The 20,614-nt window shown below is 48.0% G+C and carries 20 protein-coding genes; 11 read left to right on the top strand and 9 right to left on the bottom strand.

Translation table 11 applies throughout. The annotated features are described in order from the left end of the window. Window positions 1–218: 218 nt before the first annotated feature. Genes TX85_RS26975 through recQ form a run of 3 tightly spaced genes read right to left on the bottom strand, consistent with a single transcriptional unit; the run spans window position 219 to window position 4,022 of the window. Entirely contained in the window at window positions 219–347 is a 129-nt protein-coding gene (locus tag TX85_RS26975; protein WP_199558818.1) for a sporulation protein YjcZ, read from the bottom strand. Window positions 348–361: 14 nt separating this feature from the next. After that, on the bottom strand, window positions 362–2,182 hold the full coding sequence (locus tag TX85_RS02490; protein ID WP_044477571.1) for a B12-binding domain-containing radical SAM protein: 1,821 nt from the start codon (window positions 2,180–2,182) through the stop codon (window positions 362–364). Between the two features lie 10 nt (window positions 2,183–2,192). Next, the gene (gene recQ / locus TX85_RS02485) at window positions 2,193–4,022 is read right to left on the bottom strand and encodes a DNA helicase RecQ (protein ID WP_392391828.1); all 1,830 of its coding nucleotides are present in this window, start codon (window positions 4,020–4,022) and stop codon (window positions 2,193–2,195) included. 240 nt (window positions 4,023–4,262) lie between these two features. On the opposite strand from recQ, the gene rlmD reads away from it, so the two are divergent. From rlmD to TX85_RS02470, 3 genes are all read left to right on the top strand, one after another. Beyond that, window positions 4,263–5,756, top strand: coding sequence for a 23S rRNA (uracil(1939)-C(5))-methyltransferase RlmD (rlmD, locus tag TX85_RS02480; RefSeq protein WP_044477569.1), 1,494 nt, complete (start codon window positions 4,263–4,265; stop codon window positions 5,754–5,756). 122 nt (window positions 5,757–5,878) lie between these two features. Then, complete coding sequence (locus TX85_RS02475; protein ID WP_044477568.1) at window positions 5,879–6,730, top strand: helix-turn-helix transcriptional regulator; 852 nt, start codon at window positions 5,879–5,881, stop codon at window positions 6,728–6,730. Window positions 6,731–6,823: 93 nt separating this feature from the next. Then, window positions 6,824–7,345, top strand: a complete 522-nt coding sequence (locus TX85_RS02470) for an ankyrin repeat domain-containing protein (protein WP_044477567.1) — start codon at window positions 6,824–6,826, stop codon at window positions 7,343–7,345. A 203-nt stretch (window positions 7,346–7,548) separates the two neighbouring features. Here TX85_RS02470 and TX85_RS28130 read toward each other — a convergent pair whose 3' ends face one another. The 3 genes from TX85_RS28130 to TX85_RS02460 form a co-directional block, all read right to left on the bottom strand. Then, window positions 7,549–7,623, bottom strand: a complete 75-nt coding sequence (locus tag TX85_RS28130) for a putative holin-like toxin (protein ID WP_392391827.1) — start codon at window positions 7,621–7,623, stop codon at window positions 7,549–7,551. Between the two features lie 49 nt (window positions 7,624–7,672). Continuing rightward, a complete protein-coding gene (locus TX85_RS02465) occupies window positions 7,673–8,545 on the bottom strand; it encodes a GNAT family N-acetyltransferase (RefSeq protein WP_044479741.1) in 873 nt (290 codons plus the stop codon). 116 nt (window positions 8,546–8,661) lie between these two features. After that, window positions 8,662–9,492: a class I SAM-dependent methyltransferase gene (locus TX85_RS02460; RefSeq protein WP_044477566.1), complete on the bottom strand. Its 831-nt coding sequence runs from the start codon at window positions 9,490–9,492 to the stop codon at window positions 8,662–8,664. A 195-nt stretch (window positions 9,493–9,687) separates the two neighbouring features. Here TX85_RS02460 and TX85_RS02455 point away from each other — a divergent pair, with 195 nt between their 5' ends. The 8 genes from TX85_RS02455 to TX85_RS02420 all read left to right on the top strand — a co-directional run bounded on the left by TX85_RS02455 (window position 9,688) and on the right by TX85_RS02420 (window position 16,979). Next, window positions 9,688–10,383, top strand: coding sequence for a response regulator transcription factor (locus TX85_RS02455; protein WP_044477565.1), 696 nt, complete (start codon window positions 9,688–9,690; stop codon window positions 10,381–10,383). Next, window positions 10,373–11,833: a sensor histidine kinase gene (locus TX85_RS02450; protein WP_044477564.1), complete on the top strand. Its 1,461-nt coding sequence runs from the start codon at window positions 10,373–10,375 to the stop codon at window positions 11,831–11,833. Before TX85_RS02455 ends, TX85_RS02450 begins: the two co-directional genes overlap by 11 nt. A 106-nt stretch (window positions 11,834–11,939) precedes the next feature. Then, window positions 11,940–13,052 (top strand): TolB family protein, encoded by a 1,113-nt coding sequence (locus tag TX85_RS02445; RefSeq protein ID WP_044477563.1) that lies wholly within the window; start codon window positions 11,940–11,942, stop codon window positions 13,050–13,052. An 88-nt stretch (window positions 13,053–13,140) separates the two neighbouring features. Beyond that, window positions 13,141–13,719, top strand: a complete 579-nt coding sequence (locus TX85_RS02440; RefSeq protein WP_044477562.1) for a DUF4256 domain-containing protein — start codon at window positions 13,141–13,143, stop codon at window positions 13,717–13,719. 254 nt (window positions 13,720–13,973) lie between these two features. Further along, window positions 13,974–14,549 carry a 50S ribosomal protein L25 gene (locus TX85_RS02435; protein WP_044477561.1) on the top strand — a complete coding sequence of 192 codons (576 nt, stop codon included), beginning with the start codon at window positions 13,974–13,976 and terminating at the stop codon, window positions 14,547–14,549. A gap of 174 nt (window positions 14,550–14,723) precedes the next feature. After that, a complete protein-coding gene (locus TX85_RS02430; RefSeq protein WP_044477559.1) occupies window positions 14,724–15,431 on the top strand; it encodes a DNA alkylation repair protein in 708 nt (235 codons plus the stop codon). 12 nt (window positions 15,432–15,443) lie between these two features. Further along, window positions 15,444–16,382 carry an alpha/beta hydrolase gene (locus tag TX85_RS02425; RefSeq protein ID WP_044477558.1) on the top strand — a complete coding sequence of 313 codons (939 nt, stop codon included), beginning with the start codon at window positions 15,444–15,446 and terminating at the stop codon, window positions 16,380–16,382. A gap of 12 nt (window positions 16,383–16,394) precedes the next feature. After that, complete coding sequence (locus TX85_RS02420; RefSeq protein WP_044477557.1) at window positions 16,395–16,979, top strand: LOG family protein; 585 nt, start codon at window positions 16,395–16,397, stop codon at window positions 16,977–16,979. Window positions 16,980–18,017: 1,038 nt separating this feature from the next. Here TX85_RS02420 and TX85_RS02410 read toward each other — a convergent pair. From TX85_RS02410 to TX85_RS02400, 3 genes are read right to left on the bottom strand one after another with little or no spacing between them, the layout of a single operon-like run. Beyond that, entirely contained in the window at window positions 18,018–18,995 is a 978-nt protein-coding gene (locus TX85_RS02410) for an ABC transporter ATP-binding protein (RefSeq protein ID WP_044477554.1), read from the bottom strand. Between the two features lie 14 nt (window positions 18,996–19,009). Then, on the bottom strand, window positions 19,010–19,813 hold the full coding sequence (locus TX85_RS02405) for an ABC transporter permease (protein ID WP_044477552.1): 804 nt from the start codon (window positions 19,811–19,813) through the stop codon (window positions 19,010–19,012). Then, a complete protein-coding gene (locus TX85_RS02400; RefSeq protein ID WP_044477551.1) occupies window positions 19,810–20,586 on the bottom strand; it encodes an ABC transporter permease in 777 nt (258 codons plus the stop codon). The genes TX85_RS02405 and TX85_RS02400 overlap by 4 nt, the downstream gene beginning before the upstream one ends. Window positions 20,587–20,614 lie beyond the last annotated feature (28 nt).

Raw genomic sequence — 20,614 nt, 5'->3', positions numbered from 1 at the left:
CTCTCCCGATCTCATCCATTTATGTAGTTCATTCATGCTTGGAATATGCTTCAGATTGTTTACAATTTCTGTAACTCTGTATGCATTTACTCCCACGTAATCATTAGCCAAAATTTTAGGCATTGAATCATCATGAGGTGCATGGATATATTCTTCAAGGAGGTATAAAAAATAATAACGGCCGCCCGGAAATAAGGACGGCCGTTTTTCATACTGTATTACAGATAGAATGCTCTGGAAATGATAACAAGGAGAATGAACAATACCAGAATAGCCCCAGTGGAAGTAAATCCTCCCGGGTATCCGCCGCCGCAGCCGACGCCTACTCCTCCTACAACTCCGCCCATTTAAAATTCCTCCTTCAATTTAAGGTATACCCTATAGTATTCCCTGAAGGCCCTCTTGATTGGGCATTTTCCATACTTGGGCCAATGTCGATATAGAAGACATTTGGCTTCTCATCCTTGCCCTGCTGGAGATACAGCACCAGCATCAGCACAGGCACATTGCGCCCGGTCCTATTATCCTCCTGCGGTTTGAGTCGCAGCGGATGGAAAGAAAGCTCCTCGATGACCGCGCACTTTTGCAGTTCCCGCTCATCCAAGCTTAATGCTGCGAAATCGCCGGATACTTCATCCGGATGTTGCTCCAGCCATTTGAAATACCCGGACCGAACCTCCTTGGATATCCGGTCCTCCCACCAGATTTTGCGGGGCTTATATTTGTGGCCCAGAAAATAGTCCAGCTTCATTAAACCCAGTACAATCTCCGGCCGTTTCATACCTCGGCTGTTCAAAAAGGCGTACAGTCTGGTGAACAAATCCTCCAATTGATGTCCGATCCGCTGCCAGCCCCGCTCTTCCCAATAATCCCCGAACTCTTGAAAGAAATCGAACGGAGTCTCGAATTCTTCTGTAATCAAATATTCCAGGGTATGATCCATCCGGTGAGCGTTCCAGTACTTCTCCAGCACATCCTCCAATCGCTTCAGAGAGATAATCTCCCCGAACGACATGACATGATTGCTGAGAATCTCATACGGGGCATGCTCCATGTACACATAGCCATACTTGGCCGCCTCTTTGCGAAGCCCCGTTCCCCGGAGCATCTTCAGGAAGCCAAGCTGCAGCTCTTCTGGCCGCATCGCAAACACATCGTTGAAGGTTTTGCTAAAGGTGGCATAATCCTCCTCCGGCAATCCTGCGATTAAATCCAAATGCTGGTCAATCTTTCCGCTCTCCTTGATTTTCATCACGGTGCGGGTCAGCTTGGAGAAATTCTGTCTGCGCTTCACCAGGGCATTTGTGGGATCATTCGTGGATTGAACGCCAATCTCAAAGCGGAATATCCCCGGCGGCGCATGCTCTGCCAAGTAGTCAAGCACTTCCGGACGCATAATATCCGCCGTAATTTCAAACTGGAATACACAGCCCCCATGATTCTGGATCAGAAATTCAAACATTTCCATCGCATAGCTGCGGTTAATATTGAAGGTCCGATCCAGAAATTTGATGGTTTTAGCCCCATGCTCGATTAGATACAAGATATCCGATTTGACCCGTTCAATGTCGTAATAGCGCACCCCTACCTCGATACTGGACAGACAGAACTGGCAGCTGAAAGGGCAGCCTCTGCTTGTCTCGAAATAAATGATCCGCTTACCCAGATCCGGCAAATCCTCCGGGAACCGGTGCGGTGTAGGGAGCGTATTGAGATCGGACTTGGGACGCGGCGGATTGAGGACGACACGCCCTTCCTTCCGATAGGCCGCCCCGAATACGAAATGATACTTCTTCGCACCGGAAATTTCCTGGAGCAAATGATGAAAGGTCTCCTCTCCGTCGCCCATGACAATAAAGTCGACGCCCGGAATCCGGGTCAGCCAATCGTCGGCATCATAGGAAACCTCCGGCCCGCCAAGCACGATAAGCGTATCCGGCAGCACCTTTTTCAGCATTTCTATCACTTTGATCGTCTCTTCCATGTTCCATATATAGCAGGAGAACCCGATTACATCCGGAGATTTGCGATACAGATCCGATACGATATTAAGCACGGGATCCTTAATCGTATACTCCGCCAGCTCGATATCGAACTCATGCCCGCTGTATGCCTTCAATAACCGAATGGCAAGCGAGGTATGAATATATTTGGCATTTAAGGTGGACAAGATGACTTTCATAATTCACAACCTATTCCATATTTTGAAAAAAGTCCAGAAACGGCTTTCCGTATTTCCGGTATTTCACTTCGCCGACACCTTTAATCCTCAGCATTTCCGATTCGGACACCGGGCAGACGGCCGACATTTCCCGAAGGGTGGCATCGTTGAAGATAATGTATGAAGGAACGCGCTCCCGCTCCGCAAGCTCACGCCGGATCAGACGAAGCTGCTCGAATACAGTCTCATTAACGGCCGAGTTCTCATCAATATAGGAACTGCTTCTTCGCCGGGACGACGATCCGCCTGCAGCAGCGCTTTGGCTACGTGTCGTCTCCTCCAGGGTCCGCAGCATGACTTGCCGCTGTCCCTTCAGCACCTCAGCCGCCGGCTGCTGCAAGCGGACAATGGGGTATTGCCCCTCCGACAATGCGAGATAGCCTTCGGCAATTAACGCATTGATCAGCTCGGCGATTTCCCGCTCGCTGCGGCGGGGCATCATCCCGTAGGTTGGCAAAGTATCAAATCCGTATTGCAGCACCTTCTTGTTCCGGGAACCCTTGAGTACAGAGGCAACCAGGGATACCCCGAATCTTTCTCTCATTCTATGAATGCAGGAGAAGACGATCTGAGCATCTCTGGTCATGTCGACAAGCTCCCGCTCATCCCGGCAAGAGCTGCAAATTCCACAAGGCGTGCGATCATGACGCTCGCCAAAATAATCCAGCATCCCCCAGCGCAAGCAATTCGGAGAATAGCAGTACTCCACCATCTGCTGCAGCTTGCGGTAATCATTATGCTTGCGTTCACCGTCCTGCGGATTCTGCTCAATCAGAAACTTTTGAGTCATAATATCCTGCGGACTGAACAGCAGAATACACTCGCTAGGCTCACCGTCCCGGCCTGCACGACCGGCTTCCTGTACATAGGCCTCCATATTTTTTGGCATGTTGTAGTGGATCACATAGCGAACGTTGGACTTGTCAATCCCCATTCCGAAGGCATTCGTAGCCACCATGACCCGAATATCATCATAAAGAAAAGCCTCTTGGCTGCTATCCCGTTCCTGGTCGGACAAGCCTGCATGATAACGGCCAGCAGGGATCCCGGATTGCCGCAGCCGCTCATACAGATCATCCACATCCTTGCGCGTCGCCGCATAGATAATCCCGGGCTGATGCGCATGAGTCGCCGCATAATTCAGGATGTAATTCCGTTTATCCTCTCCCCGAAGCACCAACATGGCGAGATTATCGCGCCCAAGTCCTGTGATGAATACCGAAGGCTGCCGCAACTGGAGCAATGTAACCATATCCTCCTGCACCTCCGGTGTAGCCGTAGCGGTAAAGGCAGCAAGTATGGGGCGGCGCGGCAGACTGTTCACAAATGGAGCCACCGCCAGATAGCTTGTCCGGAAATCATGCCCCCATTGGGATACGCAGTGTGCTTCATCCACCGCCACGCATGCGATGCTGACAGACGCCATTTCCTCTCTGAACCAGTCCAGCTCCAGCCGCTCGGGCGCAACGTACAGCAGCTTCAGCCCTCCCTGTCTTGCAGCGCGAATCCGCTCGTTAACCTCTTTACCTGTAAGGGTGCTGTTGATGTACGCAGCAGGAATCCCCGCGGTTATCAAAGCATCCACCTGGTCCTTCATTAAGGAAATGAGCGGAGAAATAACCAATGTCAACCCTTCATAGATCAAGGCAGGGATCTGGTAGCAGATCGATTTCCCGCCTCCGGTCGGCATAATGCCCAGTGTATCTGCCCCCTGCAGCATACTGGATACGATCCTGCGCTGCCCTTCGCGGAAGTCCGGATACCCGTAGTATTTCTGCAGCAGTTGCTGTGCTTGTTCCATCGTTACAGTTTGTGTGTTCACGTTTCTCATAACTCCTTGCCCTTTGTTCGGAATCCTATATACATGAAGTTCCATTAAATAACCAATTCAATATCATTATATAACTTTATCCGAAGAAGAGGGAAAAATGCTAAATGATCTTTTCATATGAAGCATTAAGGGGCGCGGAGGAACATGGTCTTGTCTGTCGGTTCATGATATAGTATTGTCGGATCAAATTCATGAACAGGACGAATAACCATGACAAATAAACCAACGAATCATTCAAAGAAAAATAAGCCCTTTCCCCATAGCCGCTCCAATCCTAAACACTCTGATGCATCGGCGAAGAACAGGCAACAACCAGCTGTAGCCAAACGGGATTCTGCCGAAGAGGTGCAGACTGGTGACCGGATTGTCGTCACGATTAAACGGCTGGGCATCAATGGTGAGGGCGTGGGATATTACCGCCGTAAGGCTGTATTCATCAAGGGAGCGCTTCCGGACGAGGTTGTTAAGGCGGTTGTTGTCCGGGTGGAAGCGAAGTATATTCTTGCAGATTTGACGAAAATCGAGAAGCGGTCCCCCCAGCGCGCCGAGCCTCCCTGCCCTGTCTTTGGCATTTGCGGCGGCTGTCAGATTCAGCATTTGTCCTATGAAGGACAGCTTGCCGCCAAGGTAGAGATCGTCCGCGAAGCATTTTCCAGATATGCAGATTTAGGACAAATCAAGTTCAAGCCTATTCTTGGCATGGACCATCCATGGGATTATCGCAATAAGGCTCAGCTTCAATTGGGCATGCAGCAGGAAGGCATGATTGCAGGCCTGTATGCCGCAGATTCACACCGATTGATCGATATTACCGGCTGCCCCATCCAACACCCCAAGATTAATGAGGCCGTTGATCAAACCCGTAAAGTCCTGGAGAGGCTTAATATTCCGGTGTATCAGGAGAAGGGCAATCAGGGATTGGTTCGGACAATCGTTGCCCGCTGGGGCTTCCAGTCCGGCCAGCTGCAGATTACACTGATCACAGCCAGCGATAAACTACCGCAACGAGAGCGGGTTGTAAGCGAGCTTAGACAAGCCCTGCCAGAGATTACGAGCATTGCAATGAATGTCAATCCGAAGAATACCTCGCTGGTATTTGGTCATAAAACCGTGATTCTTTGGGGAGAGGATAGCATTGAGGAATCACTTGGAGATCTGGAGTTTACCCTGTCTCCACGGGCGTTCTTCCAATTAAATCCGCTGCAGACCGTGAAGCTGTACGAATCTGTACGAAGTGCAGCCGGTCTGACCGGTCGGGAGACTGTTGTCGATGCTTATTGCGGAACCGGTACGATCGGACTTTGGCTTGCTCCCTATGCCCATGCGGTAAGAGGCATCGAGTCGATTCCCGAGGCGGTGGCGGATGCGCGGTCCAACGCAGAGCGCAATGGCCGCAGCAATATCTCCTTCCATGAAGGATTGGCTGAAGAATTGCTTCCCCGCTGGGTAAAATCCGGCTTCAGGCCGGATGTCATTATCGCTGATCCCCCTCGGACCGGGCTTGATTCCCGTTTTCTGGAGGCGGTTCTTCGCACCAAACCAAAACGGTTCGTCTATGTATCCTGTAATCCGTCCACGCTTGCCAAGGACTGCAAAGGTTTAACCGACGGCGGCTATCAATTGGAATGGGTGCAGCCGGTGGATATGTTCCCGCAGACGAGTCATGTGGAGTGTTGTGTGTTGCTAAAATTGCGGGGGCAGTAGTAATCGAGCTTGAGAAGGATAGAATCGTCTGATAGCTGCCAGCCAAACTGATTCAAGAACCGTGCTCTATGTATAGATTAGACACATTTATATTAAGATATTTCATTGATTAGGTGGAAATGATGCCAATAAGTATTCAGGGTTGCAGTCCGATTCTCCATGCCAGGAGCGAGAATTTTTTTTGGAAGGGTAAAGGCGCATTATCAATCAAAACATTTAAGAATGGACGAGCTTTCTATCATGCTGGTCAGGGGCACTTTGCTGTTGATGAAGGAAACTATCTTTTGCTTAATCACGGTCAGGAGTACTCTATTACCATCGAATCAGAGGTTCTTGTGGAATCCTTCTGTATCTTTTTCCCTGAGATGATAGTTGAAGAGGTCTATCATAGTATTATGGCATCAAATGAGCAACTATTAGATGACCCAGTCTTACCCAAGCAAATGTCAGTTGATTTTGTTGAGAAAACTTATAATGATAAATGGTTAGCCAACACTTTATTTCAAATAAAGTCTGAATATACAAATATGTATCTTGATTTAACATGGCTAGAAGAACAGTTATACGAATTAGCACATGGACTTCTAAAGGTTCATCGACAGGTTAATAAAGAAATATTGAAACTTCAGTCCCTAAGAGCCTCAACTCGTGAGGAGTTGTATAAAAGAATACATATAGGTCATGAGTTTATATCCGCATACTTTGATCAATCAATAACCCTAACGGATGTGGCCAGAGTTGCATGTTTATCGCCAAACCACTTCCTTAGAAGTTACAAGCAATTGTTTGGCATGTCTCCTCATCAATTTTTAAGTGAAAGAAGGCTTCAAGAATCTAAGAGGCTTCTTCTTCAAACAGATAAGTCCATAACCGATATTTGTTTGGAAGTTGGATTCCAGAGTCCTAGCTCGTTTAGTGGTCTATTCTCCAAACGTTTTTCCATGGCCCCTTCGCAGTTCCGTCAAAAAAAGTGATTTTCAAGAAGCAAGTTTACAAACCGTAGTTATAATTTTAAGTACAACCCGTATTTACATAGCATAAATCAGTTGAAATGGAGTGATAAATTAATGGAGTTAACACAAATCATTGATAATGTATTTCAAGCGGCTCAATCAGGTGAAGCTGCACGGCTAAAAGATATTTTAGAATCTCACCCGCACCTTACAAATACGGAAAACGGTGATGGGCTCACACCTTTGGGATATGCAGCACATTTTGGTAACAAAGATGCAGTGCAGGTACTGCTAAATTATGATGCAGATATTGATGCGGTATCTCATTCCAAGATTTCTTACATTCCTTCGAATACAGCATTGCATGCAGCAATAGCGGGGGAGCGTAACGTGGATGTTATCAGACTGCTTTTGACTCATAATGCGCAGACAAATATTTTCGACAGCAATGGTCATACTAGTCTGCACACCGCTGCATTCCATGACGATAACCTAGAAATTATTAGCTTATTGGTCGAACATGGGGCCGATGTTAACGCTAGAACTGAAGGTGGAGAATCTGCATTGTCTCTCGCAATCAAGCAAGGAAATAATAACGTAGCGGAACTTCTTCGCGAAAATGGAGCGATACTGTAATTTATTGTGAGTAGCTTGCTATCAGTACGTCTGAGTCTTGAATTTGACCTAGCTTCATCATCTCTTATCGTTGAAAAACTTGGTGCGTAGTGTGTGTTACCTCCAAGAATACAATAACTGCTCGCACCAATAAGCATCATTAAGGGCGGCGGCTTACAGACAGGACACGTTAAATAGACCGCATACCTTTGTCCGAGGGCGGTCTATTTGCGTTTGCTGGACAGTAGCGCTACAATCAGCGAACCAAAAGTAAGCATAAGCATTATTGCTTCAAATATATTGGCGGAAATAGTAAAGAGGGGCTGAACCCCCCCTCTTTTTTGTTGCCTAATTCAGTTTTGTAAAGTATCTTATTTCCTCTTTATCCTTGCAGAACCCTACTGATTCGTACACAGATAAAGCAGATTTGTTCGTAGTTAATACCATGAGGTTAGCATATTGCAGCTGATTAGCTTTGAGATATCTCAAAGCTTGTGTAAGCAAATACCTGGAAAAACCGCGCTTTCTCCATGGTTCGCGGACAAAAACGTCCTCGATTACACCATGGTCAGCTTCTTGCCATGCCATCAGTCCGCCAACAATAGCGTCTGTTTGACGTATGACCATGGATGTCCATAGTTTGTTATTCTTGTATTCAGTTAACCTATTAAGACCAAGTGGAGTATCAGGCCAAATTTCAGCTTCTACATTAAGATAATCTCTTTCTTCGTCAGAGGTTTTCATTTTCCAGTACGAGAATTGAAAATCCTCTTGAAGCTCTAACTCAGGAATGGGTTCATTTAAATCTCGATTCATGCGATATAAACTATTCAGATGAAGGTATCCTTTTTGGATAAAAAACTGATTGTTTGCTGTTTCTGTTGAATCGTTACCAACACATAGCATTGTTCCGTATTCTTTAGGCAAGGTTTCCTTTAATTGATTTGCTCTTATGAAAAGATACTGATAAACGTTTTCAAGCAAAGCAATGTCGTTTTCTCTTTCAGGAATGGTTTTAAGATTGAGGTATATGGAATGGTTATTCTCTTTTAGACGACCGGGAGTTACAACGTTAATGATACTAACTTGCCCCTTAGCGACCATTTTCCCATTTTCAAATGCGCAATAAACGTTACTCCAATTATCTTCGTCTCCGACCCACCAAAATGTTGCGTTTTCTTTTTTTGTTACTGATTGATACAACTCGCCAAGTAATGGCATGTCTCCATGTTGGAAATTACGAATGAAAATTTCTGTGGATGATTGGCTCAAAACATTACTCACAACAAACGCCTCCTTTAACTGTCCTGAGCAATTGCTTTAACTAACCGAAGCTTCTACTTTGTAAAAACACCACAAATAGTTTCTCCTGTATCTGAATAATCCTTTCCTGCAATATCGCCATAAAATTCAAATGTATTGAACCCTATAGGCTGAATTTCTGATATCAGTGCTTCTTTAGTAAAAAAATGGTCCCATATATTATAACAATTCACAGTATCTTCAGTTATCACAATGGACTGCGTTAATTCTGTATGATCTTCATCATCATATTGATAAACTGAATTTAAGCAAATATGGGGCTTTTCATTCCAAAATCCACCCTCATCACTGAAATACCATGAACGACTTTCAGCTTTTCTCATAAGAGGTGTAAACACATCAAAAATGAACTTCCCGTTCGGCTTTAATGCTTGATATACTTTTCTCAATAGAATAAGCCTATCTGTAAATGATAACGGTGCATAATCACAAAAAATCAATGTTATTACATCGAACTGTTCTTTATAATCAATTGTCAAGTAGTTCTGGTAACGGTATTCGATATTACTTTTATTATGTAAAGTTTGTTCTTTTGCATAATCGATCGAGCGTTTTGAAAAGTCAATACCTGTTACCTGATAACCTGCTTTGCGAAAACGTTCTGCATAAATTCCTGGTCCGCAACCTAAATCAAGTAATTGTTGATATTGTGCAGGTTGAGCTATTGAAGCCATCCACTGTACTGATTTATCCACAAAATCTTGTTTTCGAGTTGCTGCATTCCAATCAGGGTTGAGATGGGCTTCAAGCATTCCTTTCGATATATGTTCATCATCCCAGAACGCACCTGTACTTGGGGTATAAAGCCTTGGCTTTATTAAGTAATTATTTAATTCGTTGAACATGATTTCCTCCTTCCTCCTAATTACTTAAATTATATTTGTTTAACATCAAGCACTTCAATGTAGGAAACAAATATAACGAAACATTCTTCTTGAAATTCCGATTAACTAAGTTGAGCAGAGCCAGAATGGTTATACAGAACATGAATATTAAAGAGCAATTCGAATAGTTGAGCCGGAAAGGAGTGCAAGCTTGCGATGAAGGAGAAGGTTCTGGTTATTGAAGATGAACAAACCATAGCGAATGCCATCACGTATGCGTTAACCAGAGAGGGTTATACGGCCGAGGCGGTGTATCATGGTGAAGCTGCCCTGAAGAGAATCGAGGAATTTCAGCCGGATGCCCTGATTCTGGACGTCATGCTCCCCGGCATGGACGGGTATGAGATTTTGAAGAAGCTTCAAGGAAAGGGCCGTATAGTGGTCATCATGTTGACCGCGAAGGAGGATATCGTCCATAAGGTACTGGGCCTTGAGCTAGGTGCGGACGATTATATGACTAAGCCGTTTGACATGCGGGAGCTGCTGGCCCGTTTGAAATCATTGCTGCGTAGAATACAGACCGTTGACCATAACCAGGATTCAAATGTAATCAACGTAGGCGGCATCACGCTCTCTACAGATAAGCGAACCGCTCTTGCGGGTGACCGTCCCCTGGAGTTGACTCCCAAGGAGTATGACCTGCTGGCCCTCATGCTGGCTCATCCGGAAAGAGTCTACACCAGGGATCAATTGCTTAATACAGTATGGGGAATAGATTATTTCGGGGGTACGCGTACGGTGGATATTCATGTTCAGCGCATCCGCAAGAAGCTTGGCCCGCCCTTTGACAGCGTCATTCAAACCGTGTATGGCATAGGCTACAAAGCCTTGGGAGGCAGCGGTGAAAATTAGCATCCGAATAAAGTTCAGCCTGTTTCTGGCCGCTTTGCTGCTCTTTGTCGTATTTCTTTTAAGCTTACTGGTGCTGCGAGGCATTGAAGATAATCAGGAAAAGCAATATGAACAGTATTTAGCTCAACAAGCCAAAACGGCCAACATGTATTTTATACAGACGATCTTGTCGGAGGAAAGCAAAGTCCCCGAGACCTTCCTGGCCTCCAAGGGTCAGGAGTTCGCCGAGGAACTGGAGCTAATTAGCGGACAATCCTTAGTGCTGTATGATATGCAGGGAGAACCCGTCAGCAGAAAAACGGCGAACCCGTCCCCTGACAATATCAAGAGGACGCTCGCCTACGCCCTGGAACATAAAACAGCTTATCTCGTGGAAGGCGACTCTCTATTTTATCTGACACCGCTCCGGGCAGGTAGTGAGCAAGTCGGGGTTATCCAATTCTATTACTCCCTCTCGACTCATCTGGCATTTTATAACGATATCCGGCAGTTGTTCATTTATATAGGTGCCGTTGTATTTATCTTGAGCTTCCTCGTTGGTAATATATATTTCAATTCCTTTGCTACAGGTATTATCAAGCTTGATCATATGGTTGACCTTATACGGGAGGGCCATTACGAGACCACTACTCTAAAGCGCAAGGATGAGATCGGCAAGCTGAGTCATGGTATTCATGCCATGAGCGGACAGATCAAACGAACCATTCAGGGCATGGAAGACGAGCAAAACAAGCTTAAGCTTGCGGTCGACAAATTGTCCTTGCTGGACATCCAGCAGAAGCAATTCATCGGCAATGTTACCCACGAGTTCAAGACTCCGCTCACCTCCATCAAGGCCTATATTGATCTGCTCGAGATGTATCCGGATGACGAGAAACTGCTGCAGACGGCTATTGTCAATGTGAAGAGCGAGACCGAGCGCCTTTATCAGATGGTCGATAAAGTCCTTCAGCTATCGGCGCTGGAGAAATATGATTTCGAGCTGAAGCTGGAGAAGCTGGCGGTTAAACCGGCAATTGAATCGGTATTAGGCAGCTTGAAGGGCAAAATCGATAAATTTGGCATCATGCTCTATACCGAACTGGAGGACACTTATATCCAGGGGGACAAGGACAGCCTGACCCTCGTTCTTGTTAATTTACTGGACAATGCCGTCAAATATAATAAAGCTAATGGAACCATCTCTATCAAGAGCTACTCAGCCGCTGACCAAGCGGTTATTGAGATTGCCGATACCGGGATTGGCATTCCGCCGGAGCTTGCGGAGAAGGTATTTGAGCCCTTCTACACGGTAGATAAGAATAGATCCAGGGAACATGGCGGAGCCGGGCTCGGCTTGTCGCTTACCCGGAAGCACGCAGAAATGATGGGAGGCTCGATTGAGCTCATCCATACCGGGCCAGAGGGCAGCCAGTTCAGGGTGGTCTTTCCCGCATCTGATTCAGCTTGAACTGCTTTGTTTACAAGTTGGATACAATTGTTAACCGGATGGCTACATTTGTAGATTCCCACGAAACAAGTTCTTGATAATTTAATTATCGAGGAGGCGAAGAGAAATGAAAAACACTACATTAACCAAAGCGATATGCTTATTAAGCATTCTGCTCCTTGCCGCAGGATGCAACGGAACCAAGGAGAACGGCAAAGTCACCATTCAGGAACCCGGGAGCTCCATTACCGTTATTGACGATGAGAAAGGCGATGCTGGCGAGCCCGGTATTTCCATCGTGAAGATTGATGCCTACGAGGAATTGGAAATCTCGGATTGGCTGGATGAGAACACGGTCATCGTTGCGAAGGAAAATGAGTCCCTGAAGGAGATGAGTCTTGAGGAACTGGCCGGACATCACCCAAGGAGCTTATACAAATACAATCTGTCCACCAAAGAGTATTCTTTGCTTAAAGAAGAGCCCGATCTGCATCTGGGCGGAGCAAAGCTCTCGCCGGATCGTAAGTATTTGCTTTATTCCGGGAATAGCCTGGGGGACCCGTCGTATGAGGTGCTTGATCTTGAAAGTCTGAACAGCTTCAATATCACGGGAGAGTCCATCGGCAATGTAGGCAGCGCCTATTGGGCAGATCAGGATACGATTGTCGGGGCCGGGTATATGAATGGTGCTTATACCGCCGATACGAAGGGAAAAGCAACCCCTCTGTCTGAGCTGGGTCAGGAGGCTCTATTTATTGTCAGAAAGGTCAAGGATACGGTTTATTACAATACATCGGGCGATAACACATTGAAAGCTCTCAATCTGACAACACGCGATATCACCAGCTTGGACCTGCCTAACGTGGGAGGCCTCTACCCTTCCCCGGACGAGAACAAAATCCTGGTCTTGCAGTATAACGGGGCTAAACAAACGTTATCACTGGCCGATGCGGATGGAAGCAATCTTAAGAAGATTGCCGAGGGAGTCGAGCTGGGCGGCATTTCCTGGTCCCCCGACCAACGAATGATTGCGTACAGTATGAAAGGCGAAGAGAACGGAGCTTCCGTCAGCGGCTTATACGTGCATGACCTGCTGGCAGGCGAGTCCACTTCGATTGCCGTGGATATTACAAATGTCCTGACCTGCTGGAGCCCTAACGGAGAACAGCTTGCGTATGCGCAATGGGATGGAGAGCACTATAACAGCAGCATTGTTTATTTGAAATCTTCGTTACAGTAACCATCACGCTCCTATTGTTGATCTGGATTTCGCTCCAAAACATGGCATAATACAGAGGAAGCGAATAATTCCGAAGGGAGAACTGACTATGGCGACACCCCCAAATGATAATCAAAAGGTACTAGCTCCTGAACAGGCCGCAGAATTACTTCAAATTCTGAAGGCGCGTTTCGAGAAAAACATGTCCCGCCATCAAGGACTGAATTGGGAGCAAGTACAGGCAAAGCTTGAAGCACTCCCTGAAAAAGTATGGTCTCTCCATGAGATGGAGCGGACAGGCGGCGAGCCGGACGTTGTTGGTTACGACAAGGATACGGAGGAATACATTTTCTATGATTGCTCCGCAGAAAGCCCGAAAGGCCGCAGAAGTATCTGTTATGACCGCGAAGCACTGGAATCAAGGAAAGCGCACAAGCCGGAAAGCAGCGCGATGGAAATGGCCGATGCCATGGGGATCGAGCTGCTTACAGAGGAGCAGTATCGGGAGCTTCAAAAGCTTGGCAGCTTTGATCTGAAAACTTCTAGCTGGGTGCTCACCCCGGAGCCGATCCGCAAGCTTGGCGGGGCTGTCTTCTGTGATCGCCGATACAACACGGTCTTTGTCTACCATAACGGCGCAGATTCTTATTACGGAGCAAGGGGATTCCGCGGCTCGCTCAAGGTATAGATCCATTCAGGCCCTACTCCGGGCAGGTCGACAACCTTCCCTTAATATGATATGGTACCAAGTAATTAGGCATTTCGTTCCCATGGAACGAGGTGCCTTCTCGCATATATAAGCATTTTTACATTAAATGTCTTTCTGGAGGTGATGCAATGGTGCTCCTGCTGTCCCCGCTACGGGGGGACAAATCCGTAGTTCATTATGGACGATCGAGGTAAGTGCACCCAAATAATGATAATTTAAGGAGTGTTGTTGAGATGAAAACTTATTTGCGAGGAGAAACACGCACGACCATGAATAAAACCGGACTTCGGCAGCTTCGCCGTTCAGGGCAAATTCCGGCGATTGTATTTGGCATAGGAGAAGACAATCTGATGATCCAGCTGTCCGCCAAAGAGTTCGGCAAATGGGCGCGGAGCGGACAGAGAGGCATCGTAGAGCTTCGCTTGGACAATCAGGAGCCGATTCCGGTATTGCTGGAGACGGTTCAGCGTGATCCGGTAACTCGTGAATACATTCATGTCGACTTTTTACGTATTAATAAAAATGAAATCGTACGCACGAGAGTGAATCTTGACTACGTCGGCACTGCGAAGGGAGCCAAGCTTGGGGGCGTCGTACAAATCCAAAGCACGTTCATCGAGATCGAATCCTATCCGGACCATATTCCAGCCATCATTCCTGTCGACATCAGCGAACTGGAGGTCGGGGATTCTATCCATGTCGGGGAACTCAGGCTGCCTGAAGGAGTCGTACCTATCTCAGCGGCGAACGAACTGCTCGTGTCCGTGGTGACACCAAAGGTTCAGACAGACCAGCCGGAGGCCATGTAAAATCCGCCGGCAAAGCTTCCTGGCTTGTTTTAAAGGAACAGCGAGGAAGAACGTCGGAGTTTACTTCAAATATGATATTAAGGGGCGAGCCTGTGATGGCTGCGCCCTTTTTTATGGCTGACTTTTTCGCTATCCGGCAAGTATAATTAAAGATAAGGAAAGGAGCATCTAATTATGAACCTCGAAGCAGTCATGCAGGAGCTGGAAGCCCTGGGCAAGGAACGAACCAAGAAAATCTATATTTCCAACGGAGCGCATGAGCCGCTGTTCGGCGTAGCAACTGGAGCGATGAAGCCGATCGCCAAGAAAATCAAAATGAATCAGCCTTTGGCCGAGGAGCTTTATGCTACAGGGAACTATGACGCCATGTATTTTGCCGGCATCATTGCGGATCCGAATGGGATGACTGAAGAGGACTATGAGCGCTGGATGGACGGAGCTTATTTTTACATGCTCTCCGATTTCGTAGTTGCGGTAACTTTGTCGGAGTCAGACATTGCCCAGCAAGTGGCGGACAAATGGATTGCAAGCGGAGAAGAGCTCCGAATGTCGGCTGGCTGGAGCTGTTACTGCTGGTTACTGGGAAACCGGCCAGATCATCAATTTTCCGAGCAGAAAATAGCGGGATTGCTTGAGCTTGCAGCCTCTACGATTCAGGACAGTCCTACACGCACCAAATTCTCAATGAGCAATTTTATTTACACCGTCGGAATTTCGTATTTACCGCTCCATGCGAAGGCGCTTGAGACTGCTAAAGCACTCGAGCCCATAGAGGTCCAATTGAATAATGCCAAAAGCAAGCACCTTCAGCCTGCAGGAAATATTCTGAAGTTTCTTGAACGAGGACAGCTTGGATTCAAACGAAAATATGTGCGATGTTAGGATTGATTGACTATGTCGATATGGCTCTGGCTTGGAATGATTATTGTAGCGGTACTCCTGGCGGGATGTATTGGAGTCGGAAACTACTTCTACAATCTCGCGTTAAATCCAGCTAAGGATAAATCCTTCGTGTTCAAGGCCCCGCACAATGCAATTGATACGCAGGCTGGCCGGAATGACTCCCATCATCAATGGTTTGAACAAGCTGAGGTTGCGGACCAGTATATCGAATCCTCAGACGGGCTCAAGCTGCACGCGTATAAGATCCTCCAGCCCATAACGACCAACAAATGGGCGATATTGGCCCATGGATACACCAGTGAAGCGGCGGCGATGAAAAGCCCGGCTATGCAGCTTTATAAAGCAGGCTTTCATATTCTAATGCCGGATGCGCGAGGCCATGGGAGCAGCGAAGGCCGCTATATCGGCATGGGTTGGCCGGACAGGTTGGATCTGCTGCGCTGGATCGACAGCATCCTGCTGGATTACCCGCAGGCAGAAATTGTTCTGTATGGCGTGTCCATGGGCGGAGCTACTGTAATGATGGTCTCGGGGGAGTCTCTTCCCGCTCAAGTAAAGGTAATCGTAGAAGATTGCGGATACACTTCGGCGAAGGAAGAATTCAGTTATCAGCTTAAGGCCCTCTTCCGTCTGCCTTCTTTCCCCCTTATTCCGCTGGCCAGTCTGATCGCTCGCATCCGCGCCGGCTATACGCTCGGCCAAGCAAATGCATTAGCTCAAGTAGCGAAGGCAAAGATCCCGATCATGTTCATTCATGGAGATTGCGATACTTTTGTTCCAAGCAAAATGGTGCACGAAGTGTATGAAGCAGCGATAACAGACAAGGAAATCTACATCGTCCCTGGGGCGGGTCATGCAGGCGCGGCTTCCGTCGCCGGAGAGGAATATTGGAGGAAGGTAACCAGCTTCATCCATAAATACGTCAAATAGGAGGCGATCTATATGAAGCGGCTGGCTGTATTTTGCGGATCCGGAATCGGTGCTTCCCCGGTGTATATCCAGGGAGCGATCGCACTTGGCAATGAACTTGTACAACGCGGTATCACGCTAGTCTACGGAGGTTCTGTTAATGGGCTGATGGGGACCATTGCCGATACGGTGCTTGAGCAAGGGGGTAAGGCTATCGGCGTGCTGCCTGATTTCCTGAAGAGCAAGGAGCTGGCCCATCCCGGGTTGACCGAGCTGATTACTGTAAGCTCCATGCACGAGCGAAAAGCAAAGATGACAGAGTTGGCCGACGGCTTCGTGGTTCTTCCGGGCGGCGCAGGCACCATGGATGAATTTTTCGAGGTCTTCACCTGGGCTCAGTTGGGACTTCACCAGAAGCCTTGCGGCTTGCTGAATATTCAACATTACTATGATCCGTTGATCGCCTTGTTCCACCATATGTCGAAAGAACAATTCCTTCAGGAAAAATTCGTCTCCGCTCTATTGGTTCAAGAACACCCCAAGGAGCTTTTGAACCAGTTCCAGCACTATGTTCCTCCGGCCGTGAAAACCTTTATCACCCACAAGCAGCAGATTTAGTAAAACGTACCCGAAGAAGCTGTCTTAAAGGCGAGTTAAGGGGCAACGTGTGAAGTGTGCTTACGAGCATATGCCCCGCAGTAGCTTTCTTGCAGAAAGCTTTCACTGCAGTACACTTCACACGTTGCCCTGATCACTGCGCCTTTCCTGTGCAACTGCAATGCAGTCGCACAGGATTGCATCACATGTTGCATTGCAGCAAGCTTGCAGTTCGCGGCATCATAGACGGGGTTACCGCTCGGGCTATAGTTGAGCCCCGACCTAATGATGCTCCGGCCTTGCACTGGAACTTCGCCTGTCCGGCCAGTACTGAAGTTTTCTCCGAGCTTAACTTGACCTCCTGGCATTCCACTTGCCCTCAGCTTCATCCGCTCTTCTTGACCAACCTCATTCAGCTCACTCTCATCCGGCCACGCTCCAATGAAATTACTTACCTTAAAATCTTCATTCGACGCACAAACCCACTTTTAGTGAAAAAACTTACCTTAGATCGTCAGTAACTAGCCAAACCCACGTTTTAGTCAAATTTAAGTACAAAAATTTCACTAGATGCGCATTTCTATCATTTCCACTGAATTTAAGCTACCTTTTTTCACTGCATACGTAAGATCCCTATTTTCATGCGGTAAACCGATCACTGTCATGCGTACATGGTCGGTATTTTGCAGAATCTGCTGGAATTGTCTTGCTCTGCGGGCTTATTGAAATGGGGTATCCCCAATAACGATACGGTTTGTCTACTTACTGTTTGAATGCATTCGCGTCTTAGAGGGAGTGCGGTGCAATCAGCACTATAAAGCCAAACTAAAGAGCCCGCGTAATAAGGGCATAAGTGTGAAGTGTGCTGTAGAAACGGAGTGTTCGCCTTTGCGAGTGGATTCCTACCATTTCGGATTTTACTCAATCAAAGGAATCCGCGAACAACAGCGATCGAAAGCAACCTTCACACGTTGCCCCCAAAGCGCAGAATCAATCTTTAGACGGTTTTACACTGCTGCGCTCTCGCAGGAAACTGCGACAGGACATGATCTTGATTCCTCACTCGGAAAAGCGGCGTACGACCTCCTCAAAATCTGGGCCTTCAATCGACAGATCGGCGATCTCCCCCCATGTCCCAAGCTCCTTGATCAATTCCATCACACCCATAGCCCGAAGATCGGCTTCAATTCTAAGGGTCTCTCCTTCCGCCGATACGATGCGATAGACTGGCCCCGGCTGCTCCAGGACCGGTATTTGACAGCCTCCCCGGTAAGTTACCGTAATCACCGCAGGCAGGCCAATCCTCTCGCGCAGTTCCGCAACCGTTCCATCATAGCTCAACGCCCCATGGTTGATGACCATTACTCTGCTGCATAACTGCTCGATATCATCCATATCATGGGTCGTCAGCAGGATGGTCTTTCCGTATTCCTTGTTCAACTGACGAAGGAACTCGCGAATTCCTTGCTTGGCATGCACATCTAATCCAATCGTTGGCTCATCCAGAAAGAGCAGATCCGGATCATGCAGCATCGCGGCGGCAAGATCGGCCCTCATCCGCTGTCCAAGCGAAAGCTTGCGAACTGGGGTATCCCAGAACTCGGGTAAATTCAACAGCTCGGCAAACCGCTCCAAGCGCTGCTTTTTCAGCTCCGCCGGGACCCGGTACATATGGGCAAGGATATCATACGAAACTTTGACCGGCAGATCCCACCACAGCTGGCTGCGCTGTCCGAACACAACGCCCAGCTGCTGGACAGCCTTTCTGCGCTCGCGGTGCGGATTCAGTCCCCTTATCCGAACCTCCCCAGAGCTTGGATGAAGAATCCCGGTCAGCATTTTGATCGTCGTCGACTTGCCTGCCCCATTCGGCCCGATATAACCGACAAATTCGCCGGGAAGCACCTGAAAGGAGATGTCCCGCACGGCTTCCTTCACCCGGTATTCCCGTGAGAACAAGGTTCTGACGCCCGAGAACCGTCCTCCTTTTACCGCAGGTGTCTTGAACTCTTTGCAGAGATGTCTTGCTTCAATCATGTATTCTCTCCTCCTCAGCTTCCCGTGCTTTGATATTTGGTAATTCCAAACTGCCAGAACCGCAGTGCCGCCGCCAGACAGACCAGAGCCATGGCAGTCGTAACCGCAAGCACCCAAGCCCCCAGCTCACCTTTCACCAAGTAGAGTGAGGGCAAATAGTTAACAAATCCGACGGGGATGGCATACAGCAGGAAAGAAGCCAGCCACTTCGGGTAAATGGCTAACGGATATTGAGCCGCCGAACGGGCCGCATCCTCTGTGGAGGTCTGCAGCTCACTGATTCTTGTCGTCCAGAAGCCGATCGTCGCGGTGGCGAGACCGATGGAGAACAGAATAATCGCTCCCGTTAGAATGATAAACGGTGTCCACCATACGGTCGGCCAGCCAATCGATCCTGCCTGCAGCATCCCTGCAAGCGACCAGCACAGAATGAAGCCGCCCTGCATCACCTCGCCGATCATAATCCGGAAGCTCTGGGGCATCAGCGCGAGAAGCACGGGCAACGGACGAGTCAGCAATTGGTCGAAGTCGCCGCTGACTAAATATTTTTCCAGATGATGCACTTCATCTGCTATCGTTCGATACAAGGTCTTCGACAAGGTCATAACCGCAACCAGATAACCGACCTCATGAATAGACCAGCCACGGATGCCGCCAAACCGAGCCAGTACGATGGCGACCATGAGAAATTCCGAAATCTGAATGAATGCTGCTAAAAAGGAGCCAATAACAAAGTTGAATTTGTACTGCATTCGACTTCTTACAGTCGTACGAATGAGCAACAAATACATGTGTATCCAGGTTTGAAACGAATTCATCCTCCCTGCACCTCCACCTTGCGTCTAACAACCCGTGTAGCCAACAGGCAAACACCGGTCATAAGCACACACCAGATCAAAGTGCCTCCGAGCCAGGATATGTCGCCCCGTTCCAGATACAGGGATGTCGGCACATAGAGCAAATAAGGGTAAGGCGAGATCCACGCGAGCTTCTCCAGCCCATTCGGCAGCCACTCCAAGGGAATGAAGAACCCTGAGAGCAGGTTGATCAGGGCATGATTGCCCCAATAGAGCCAGGAGGACTCTGTTGTCCATAGCGCACTAATGCCGATCAGGTAATTCATGCAAATCGCCAGATAGGACGCGCCCACAAGACTAAGCGCTGTTAGGCAATAGGTTGTCCATTGCATGGGAAGCTGCAGCGAGAATACCAAGACATAGATGAGGTAAATCGGGATGGATTTGTAGATAAACTGGTAGGCGATTTGTCCCCACTCCCGGGCCATCAGATGGCTGAACAAGTGAACGGGACGCATCAGATCTAACGAGATGTGACCGGTTCTGACACTCTGCGGAATGCCAAGACCATTTGTGATGAAGCTGGTCACCCAAAGCGCAGCCTGGGTAAAGGAGATATAGCTGACCATTCCCTGAATTCCATAGGTACCCAGTGAAGCATGATCACCCACTCCAATCCAGATACTGGCGTAGATGAACCCGAACATGGCACTCGCGAGATTATGAATCAAATGAGCTCCGCGATATTGCAAATTTCGGGCATAGGCCTTCGAGGCCAGCGTGAAATAAAGCATAGAACACCTCCGATAAGCTTCTCGAACG

The organism is Paenibacillus antibioticophila (assembly GCF_000455265.1).
GTDB lineage: Bacteria > Bacillota > Bacilli > Paenibacillales > Paenibacillaceae > Fontibacillus > Fontibacillus antibioticophila.
Note: the sequence above shows the minus strand (reverse complement) of the source record. Positions and strands in the feature narration are given on the sequence as shown.